At 55.9% G+C, this 5108-nt stretch carries 4 protein-coding genes; 2 read left to right on the top strand and 2 right to left on the bottom strand.

Going from position 1 to position 5108, the window contains the following annotated elements; genetic code table 11:
- A partial coding sequence (locus tag ACESLM_RS30245) for a response regulator (protein ID WP_372638402.1) occupies positions 1-1471 on the bottom strand: 1471 nt, incomplete at its 3' end.
- Positions 1440-3332, bottom strand: a complete 1893-nt coding sequence (locus ACESLM_RS30250) for a cache domain-containing sensor histidine kinase (protein WP_372638404.1) — start codon at positions 3330-3332, stop codon at positions 1440-1442. The genes ACESLM_RS30250 and ACESLM_RS30245, both read right to left, overlap by 32 nt.
- A gap of 270 nt (positions 3333-3602) precedes the next feature.
- Here ACESLM_RS30250 and ACESLM_RS30255 point away from each other — a divergent pair, with 270 nt between their 5' ends.
- Entirely contained in the window at positions 3603-4175 is a 573-nt protein-coding gene (locus ACESLM_RS30255) for a permease (protein ID WP_372638406.1), read from the top strand.
- Between the two features lie 108 nt (positions 4176-4283).
- Complete coding sequence (locus ACESLM_RS30260) at positions 4284-4922, top strand: TetR/AcrR family transcriptional regulator (protein WP_372638408.1); 639 nt, start codon at positions 4284-4286, stop codon at positions 4920-4922.
- The last annotated feature ends 186 nt before the right edge of the window (positions 4923-5108 follow it).

Genomic DNA, 5108 nt, shown 5'->3' on the forward strand with positions numbered 1-5108 from the left:
TGTCGCTGAGCGCGAGCAGCGATCTGGCCATCTCCATTCTTTGCTTCGTTACGTATTCGACGAACGTCTCCCCGAAATGCTGCTTGAACAGCAGGCTGAAATAACTGCCGCTGATGCCCAAATATTCGGCCAACACGTCGATGCTAAGCTCCGCGGACAGGTTTCGTTCGATGTAGTCTTTGGCGGACAACATCAGCACGTCGCTCGTCTTCTTCTTCATGACGCTTTCGAGCGATTGATCGACTAGCCGGTTGACGACTTGCAGCGTCTCCCGGATGCCTTGGTGCCGATCGATCTGCCGCCAGATTTCCGTCTCCTCGTCCCGCGTGATCACCTCCATCTCCCTCATCTCCCGAAGCAGGTGAATGCACAGGTAGTGGACGATCGGCGCGACGCGCTCGAACGAATTTTCCGGCAGCGACCGGAAGCTCTCGTTCAGCTCCCGCAGGGAGGTCTCGGTACGGCGGCGGTCGCAGCGCTTCAGCCCGGTCACCATCTCTTCGATCGTATCCCACAACTGCTGCGAAGTATCCAGGCTGCCGCGGGCCTTCTCCGAAACGATGACGCCTTCGTGGGCCGTTGACGACAAATACAACGACCTTTGCAGACTCTTGTACGTCTTGGACAGCTGCTTCAGTGTCACCTCCGCCGGATGAAGCGCGACCCGAATGCTCAGCTTGAGGTAGCTCTGCACCGCCTGGCGCAGCGTTTCCGCCCAGGACATGCATTGCGTCCTATCGTACAGATCGGGCGCGGAGCGTTCGATCAGCACGCACCATTCTCCGCTCCGCACCTGAATTACGGAATAATTGACGCCGAACGCCGCCAGGTTTTCATGCAGGATGTTGTTGATGGCGAAGTTCCACAGCTTGCGTTCCTTATCGTCCCAGAACCTCTCGCGCTTGGAATAGTCTTCGACGCCGACGAGCATCATGGCGAACCCCAGGTGATCGCCTTCCAGTTCACCGAGCTTCAGGAACGGCCTGCTGGCCGAGCCTCCCAGATCGGTAATCTGATCGTACAGCACCTTCTCGTAGGCGAGATGGAATACTTGCTTCCATTCCTGCTGCATCGAACGCTGCTCGAGACTTCTCTCGCGGATGGCGTCCGCCAGCCTTCGGATCGTCTCGATCAGTTCCTCGTAATCGATCGGTTTCAGAATGTAATCTTTCACTTCGTAGCGGATGACCGAGCGAACGTAGCTGAAGTCCTGATATCCGGTCATCATGATGACTTCCGCTTCAGTGTCGAACTCCCGCAGCGCGCCCAGAAACTCGATCCCGTCCATGACGGGCATGCGAATATCGCACAGAATCAGCTGCGGCCGATGCTCCCTGGCCAGCTCCAACGCCTGCTCGCCATTGCGTGCCGTTCCGATCATTTCGATATTCAGCGCATCCCAAGGGATAACCGCCTGCAGATTTTTCAGAATGTTCACTTCATCGTCGATCAACAACGCTTTCAGTCTCATCGGTGTCTCTCCCTGCCTCTAGAGGTATCAGACATTTGATCGTCGTACCGTAGCCCGGAGCGCTGCACAGCATCAGGCCGTACCGGCCGCCGTAGTGAATGCGCAGCCGATCCGCGACGTTGCCGATTCCGAGCCCGCGGCGTTCGCCCATTTCGGGAGACTCCGCGTACATTTCCTGCAGCGTCGTAATGCCTCTCGTCGCGAACCGCGCAAGCTGCTCTTCCGGTATGCCGATCCCGTTATCCTCGATATAGAAGGCGATATGACGATCTTCAAGCGCTGCTCTGACCTCTATTTTCCCCAAGTATTCGATGCCTTCGAAGCCGTGCTGGATGCTGTTCTCGACGAGCGGCTGCAAGGTCAGCTTCAGAATCGAGTAACCCATCAGCTCTTTCGGAACTTCGATGGAATATTCGAACAGCTCCTCGAAGCGGTACTTCTGGATTTCCAAATAACTCATCAGATGCTCGAGCTCCTGCTCGATCGTAATTTCTTCCTTCTGCTGAATACTGATGCGGAAAATGTTCGCGAGCCGCTGAACCATTTTGCTCACTTTGCGCCCCTCGTTCTGCACCGCCAAAATATTGATCGATTCCAGCGCGTTAAACAGGAAATGCGGCTTGATCTGCGCCTGGAGCAACATCATCTCCGCTTTGCGCTTGCGCGATTGCTCCTGCTTGACGTCGTCGAGCAGTTCGGACACTCTCTTCACGAGGCTGTTGAAGCCTCGCGACAGCGTTGTCGTCTCGTCGTTGCCGACGACCGGCACCTTCGTGGACAAGTCCCCGCGCTCCACCTGCCTCATCGCACGAACGACGCGGACGATCAGCGTCACCATTCTCCGAACGAAAATCAGGTTAAAAGCAAGCGCGAGCGCCAGCGAGATCGAGGTAATGACGACCGTCCAGCGCAATACGATCGCCATGTCGCCGGACAAATATTGCCAAGAGGTGACCATGACCAGCTTCCATTCCCCGACGCCGAGCCGTTGAAGCTGCAAATCCTGCACCGATACGAGACTTTTGTGCCCATCGAACTCGAGCGTCTTGCTTTGCGTCGTAACGCTGTTCATGTCGATGCCTTTGTCGGTATCCACGTAGTCGGTTATGCGGCGCTCTTCGGGATTTTTCTCGCTGTCGTACACGATGTTGCCGTTGCCCGCCACGATGAGAAAGCGTCGGTCGATCTTGCCTTGACTGTTATAGAAGGTGAAAATTTTGTTCAGCTCATTCATCTGAAAGCGCGTGACCAGCACGCCCTTGCTCTTCAGCGTATCGACGTCGAGCAGCACGCGAATCTGCGTGAACAGATTGCTCTCCCCGGTCAGCCTTGTATCTTCGTTCGGACCGACCCAGACGGGAGCCCCGTTCTTCCGCAATGCCAGCTGATAGATCGGGTGGCTCTCCAAGTCCTGCCTGGCGATCGGAGTGTCCTTGGAAGAAAAGTTAACGGTGACCTGCTTGTTGTCGTTGCGGTACAGGGTAACCGAGTTGATGCCGGGGTACGTCAGAAGCACGCGCTGCCGCAGCTTCTCCTTCTCCAGCAACTGGTAATAGGAATCCGAGCTTCTGGACGATTCGCCGGTGCCGGGGTCGCCGCCGGTCGTTCCGGCATCGTCGATCGACTGCTCGACCACCTCGACGCTGTCCTCCATCGTCACCCAGAAATCCGAGAAGTAGTTGGCTTCCTTGATCATGTTGTTGATGTTGCGGCCGATGGCCTTGAGCGTAAGCTCGGTCTGCTCCGCGTATTTCTCCTCCGTCACCTTCTGCGATACCAGGTACGAGACGCTGCCCAGCACGAACAAAGGAACGATAATAAAGGCGAAAAAGGCGGCGAAAATGCGTTTGCTCAGACTCATCTTTCGATGTCCGTCCTCTCGGGTAGGTTGATCTCATTATAGCAGGAGGAGCAGCCGTTAGGCCTTCACGGCACGAAAGTTTGTACTCCCTTTATTATAAAAAGCCGCAGGGCGGCCTATAAGTTGTCATTCCCACAATCGAGGGATAAAAATGAACAGTGCCGGCGTCTTGACGGATGGTTATTTCCTGTTTATATTATAACCAATGGTTAGTAACCGTTGGTTATAACTGATTGGCGTTGCGAAAATTTGGATTGAAAGGGTGATCCCATGTTTGCAGGACATTTCGGAGTGGCGGCGGGAGTCAAGGCGAAAACGCCGGAGGTGCCACTGTGGGCGCTTATGATCGCGACGCAATGGCTTGATCTGCTCTTCATTCCTTTGCTGTTGGCTGGCGTAGAAACGATCGACGACTCTCCTGGAGGCGGCTACGGCGAAAACATCATTCACGCCGATTACACGCATTCCCTGCTGGGCGCCGCGGTCCTTGCCGCTGCGGCGGGCCTGTTGGCGTGGCGCCTGTGGGGGAAGCGGGCCGGCTACGCGATAGGAGCGGTCGCGTTCAGCCACTGGCTGCTCGACCTGATCGTGCACCGCGCGGATATGCCCATACTGCCGGGCAACTGGGGGAACCTGCCTTTGCTCGGCTTTGGAGCGTGGCAGTACAAGGGGCTGTCGATCGGCCTGGAAATCGCGCTGCTCGCGATCGGGTTCGCGATGTACGTGTCTTCCGCGCTTAGGCGAAGCCGGGGCAAGAGCAGGAAATCGGCTTTTTTGGCTTCGGGGGCTTTGGGACTGTTTTTGCTGGCGACGCTTGCGCCGGACGTCGTCAGCCTGCTCTGAATCGGATGTTCCGGATGCCGCCCGCTGCGGACACGAGGTTGATTTGACGCGCGGAAACGCGATAGCTACAATGTCCTTAGCATCGGAAAGGACGGTCAGGCGGTTCCTATGACGACGAAACAGAAGTTGAAGTCGGAAGAAACGAGAAAAAACATCGTGGAAGCGGCGGGAAAGCTGTTTGCGGGCAAAGGCTACGATTCGGTGACGATGCGCGAAATCGCGAAGGAAGCCGGATGCTCCCATACGGCGATTTATATTTATTTCAAGGACAAGGAAGCGCTGCTGACGCAGCTATCCATGCCGCCGCTGCAAGCCCTTCTGGACAAATTCGACGCGCTGCTCGGCGAAGATCGTCCTCCCGAACATCAATTGAAGGCGATCAGCCTGGCATTTATCGGCTTTTGCTTGACCAACCGCAATATGTACAATCTCTTCTTCGGCACGAAATCGGTTCGGGTGGACGACGACTCCCCCGATATGGAGCTGAACCGGCTGCGTAACCATATGTTCGGCAAGCTCATCGAGACGTTGAGGGCTTGCCTCGGCTTGGAGTCGGACGATCCGAGGGCGCTCTCCTTTTCGCGCGTCTACATGTTTACACTGAACGGGATCGCATCGACCTACGCGGAATCCGAAGAATCGGCGGAGCAGTTGATGAACCGGCTGGAGCCGACCTTCCTCCTCGCGTCGGACGTCCTGCTCTCCGGATTCAGGCAGCAGCTCGCCTCCGAGCCGGAACGACGCTGATTTCATATTCCTCTTCTTGCATGGAGCTGTCTCATAAGCAAGGGCGTACAAGATTATCGATGAAAAAAAGCATCGATAATCGTTCGGTACGACTCTGTTTACTTATGGGGCAGCTCCATTTTCATCTCAAAATAATGCTTGACAGCGCTTCCCGGGCAATGGTAGTATCTTCTTCCTTTCGCTTTT

It is taken from the genome of Cohnella sp. (assembly GCF_041641335.1).
Taxonomy (GTDB): Bacteria; Bacillota; Bacilli; order Paenibacillales; family Paenibacillaceae; genus Cohnella.